Below are 2,923 nucleotides of genomic sequence, written 5' to 3'. Positions count from 1 at the left end.
CTGCGGCGCCCGGTGTTGCGGGCGCGGCGGCCGGCGCGCCTGGCGCTGGCGCGGTAACGGCAGGCTTGGGCGTGGCGGCCGGGAAGAAGCGATCGGAAACGACGGTCCAGCCGATCAGCACCAGCGTGGAAAGCACCACGGCCAGCACGATATTCTTCACGTCGGGCGATTGATTGTCCTGGGGAGGCAAGTCTGTCTCGCTGAATAAGGGATTCGGATGAAGCGCGGCTGCTATAGCGGCTTAAGGCACCGGGTCATAGCCCGAACCCCCCCAGGGGTGGCAGCGGGCAATACGGCGGGCGGCAAGGCCAATGCCTTTCACCGGGCCATGACGTTCGATGGCGGTGATGGCATAGGCCGAACAGCTGGGTGAAAAGCGGCAGGTGGGCGGCAGCACGGCGGAAAATGTCACCTGCCACAGGCGGATCGGCCAGATCAGCAGGGATTTCATCGGCGTGCCCCATCCTTTGGCGGTTGGGGCGGAAGATGGGCCTTGGCCAGCGCCCTTTCCAGATCGGCGCGCAACGTCGCGAAATCGCGGGTGAGGCCGGCCTCGCGGCCAATCAGCACATGATCGGCGCCGGGATGGCCATGATCGGGCAAGGTGAGGCGCACGATTTCGCGCAGACGGCGCTTCAGGCGGTTGCGGGTGACGCTGTTGCCGATCTTCTTGGTGACGGTGAAGCCGGCGCGCATCGCCTCGCTGCCATCATCACGCTGCCGCACGAGCAGCACAAAGCCGGCGGATGGCACCCGCCGGCCCTGATTTGCAGCCAGGAAATCCCGCCGCTGCCGGATCGTCTCCGGCGCGCGCATAGGGGTCAGGCCGAAAGCTTCTTGCGACCGCGGGCGCGACGGGCGCGGATCACATTACGGCCGCCGACAGTGGCCATGCGCGCGCGGAAACCGTGACGGCGGGCGCGGACGAGCTTGGACGGCTGATAGGTGCGCTTCATGTTGCGAAGTCCTGAAAATGCAAATCGGCTGGCCGACCGCAGTTGCCTGCGCCCGGAAAGAGTGGTGCCGATAATGTGGCCCGCACGCAGAGTCAACTCACTTGCCTCTGGACAAGGCCGATTCTGCGGGCAAAGGCGGGCGCCATGACACGCTCTCCGCTCGCCCTGCCCTTTCCCGATCTGGCTCCCATCGCCGGGATGCGCATTGGCACCGCCAGTGTCGCCTACAAGCAATGGACGCGCGATTGCGTAACCTTGGTCGAGCTGGCACCCGGCACGGTGGTGGCCGGGGTGACGACGCAATCGAAATGCCCGTCGCCGGAAGTCGAGATGTGCCGGGCCAAGCTGGCGGGCGGCCGGGCGCGCGGGCTGGTGGTGAATGCCGGCAACAGCAACGCCTTCACCGGCATGACCGGCCGCCAGGCGGCGCAGGCCCAGGTGGCGCGGGTGGCGGAACGGTTGGGCTGTTCGCCCGACGACGTGTTCAGCGCCTCGACCGGCGTGATCGGCGTGCCGCTGCCGGTTGATCTGGCATTGGCGGGGGTGGACAAGGCGCATGCCGCGCTGGGCCAGGCCGACTGGCTGGCCGCCACCAACGCCATTGGCACCACTGATACTTTTCCCAAAGCCGCCACCGCCAGCGCGATCGTGGCTGGCACGCGCGTCACCGTCACCGGCATCGTCAAGGGCAGCGGCATGATCGCGCCCGACATGGCAACAATGCTGGGCTTCATCTTCACCGATGCCGCCATCACGCCGGCGCTGTGGCAGCAGATGCTGAGCGCCGCCGTCGGGCCGACGTTCAACAGCATCACGGTCGACAGCGACACCAGCACGTCAGACACGGTGCTGGCCTTTGCCACCGGCGCCGCCGGCCATGCCCCGCTGGCCAGTATGGACTCGCCCGGTGCCGACGCGCTGGCTGCCGCGCTGGCCGATGTCTGCCGGCAACTGGCGCTGCTGGTGGTGCGCGATGGCGAAGGCGCCAGCAAGCTGATCGAAGTGAATGTGGACGGCGCGGTGGACGATGCCTCGGCCAAGCGCGTTGCGCTCTCCATCGCCAATTCGCCGCTGGTGAAGACCGCCATTGCCGGCGGCGACGCCAATTGGGGCCGGGTGGTGATGGCGGTGGGCAAGGCCGGAGAACCCGCCGAGCGTGACCTGCTCTCCATCCGCTTCGGCGATACGCTGGTGGCCGAAGCCGGCATGGTGGTGCACGGCTATGACGAAGCCCCGGTCGCCGCGCACCTCAAGGGCCAGGAAATCCGCATCACCGCCGGTCTCGGCCTGGGCAACGGCCGGGCGCGGGTGTGGACCTGCGATCTCACCCACGGCTACATCAGCATCAACGCCGATTACCGCAGCTAAACACTGCGGTTGGGCCGATCACCGCAGCTGAACCCCTCCCCATAATGGCACTGGGGGCCGGGCCGAATGGCGGGCATCATCCTCGTCATGATCCCGATCCTCTATCATTATGAAGCCTCGCCCTTTGCCGAACTGGTGCGGGCGGCCTTTGGTGTGAAGGGGCTGACCTGGGGCAGCCTTCTCGTCCCGCGCATCTTGCCCAAGCCGGACCAGACGCGGCTCACCGGGGCCTATGGCCGCACGCCGGTGGTGCAGATCGGTGCCGACATCTATTGCGACACCGGCGCGATCCTGCCGGCGCTTGAGGCCCTGCCTGGCCCCAGCCTGTATCCGGCACCCTTGGGTCCCTTGCACAAGCTGGTGGCAAGCTGGGCCAACGGGCCGCAATTCTTCGCCCATGTCGGCGCCGCCATGGGCGGAATGACGCCCGAGATGATGGGGGAGGGTTTCATCAAGGACCGTCAGGCGCGATTCGGCATGGACCTGGCCGCGCTGGGCCGCGCCGCGCCGCATCTGGCCGGCCAGGCGCGGGTGGCGAGCCAGTGGCTGTCGGACACGCTGGCCGATGGCCGCGCCTTCATCGGCGNCGATGCACCGGG

General features: G+C 67.8%; 5 protein-coding genes. 2 read left to right on the top strand and 3 right to left on the bottom strand.

Features of this window, described 5'->3' with window-relative positions; translation table 11 throughout:
* Positions 1-241: 241 nt before the first annotated feature.
* Genes yidD through rpmH form a run of 3 tightly spaced genes read right to left on the bottom strand, consistent with a single transcriptional unit; the run spans position 242 to position 956 of the window.
* Entirely contained in the window at positions 242-451 is a 210-nt protein-coding gene (yidD, locus tag GJ693_RS15100) for a membrane protein insertion efficiency factor YidD (protein ID WP_156257077.1), read from the bottom strand.
* Positions 448-816, bottom strand: coding sequence for a ribonuclease P protein component (gene rnpA, locus GJ693_RS15095; RefSeq protein ID WP_156257076.1), 369 nt, complete (start codon positions 814-816; stop codon positions 448-450). The genes yidD and rnpA overlap by 4 nt, the downstream gene beginning before the upstream one ends.
* Before the next feature lie 5 nt (positions 817-821).
* Positions 822-956, bottom strand: a complete 135-nt coding sequence (rpmH, locus tag GJ693_RS15090) for a 50S ribosomal protein L34 (protein ID WP_017667053.1) — start codon at positions 954-956, stop codon at positions 822-824.
* Between the two features lie 144 nt (positions 957-1,100).
* Here rpmH and argJ point away from each other — a divergent pair, with 144 nt between their 5' ends.
* Both argJ and GJ693_RS15080 read left to right on the top strand, forming a co-directional pair.
* Positions 1,101-2,324, top strand: coding sequence for a bifunctional glutamate N-acetyltransferase/amino-acid acetyltransferase ArgJ (argJ, locus tag GJ693_RS15085; protein WP_156257075.1), 1,224 nt, complete (start codon positions 1,101-1,103; stop codon positions 2,322-2,324).
* A gap of 66 nt (positions 2,325-2,390) precedes the next feature.
* Positions 2,391-2,923: glutathione S-transferase N-terminal domain-containing protein (locus GJ693_RS15080; protein WP_197042250.1), on the top strand; the 533-nt coding region annotated here is incomplete at its 3' end.

The organism is Sandarakinorhabdus oryzae (assembly GCF_009733735.1).
In the GTDB taxonomy this organism is placed as follows: Bacteria; Pseudomonadota; Alphaproteobacteria; order Sphingomonadales; family Sphingomonadaceae; genus Sandarakinorhabdus; species Sandarakinorhabdus oryzae.
The sequence above is the reverse complement of the archived record's forward strand: the minus strand, read 5'-3'. Positions and strand labels throughout refer to the sequence as shown.

Bases quoted from the DNA above. Each gene is read 5' to 3' on its own strand.
- yidD (WP_156257077.1), bottom strand. From the start codon at position 451: ATGAAATCCCTGCTGATCTGGCCGATCCGCCTGTGGCAGGTGACATTT.
- rnpA (WP_156257076.1), bottom strand. From the start codon at position 816: ATGCGCGCGCCGGAGACGATCCGGCAGCGGCGGGATTTCCTGGCTGCA.
- rpmH (WP_017667053.1), bottom strand. From the start codon at position 956: ATGAAGCGCACCTATCAGCCGTCCAAGCTCGTCCGCGCCCGCCGTCAC.
- argJ (WP_156257075.1), top strand. From the start codon at position 1,101: ATGACACGCTCTCCGCTCGCCCTGCCCTTTCCCGATCTGGCTCCCATC.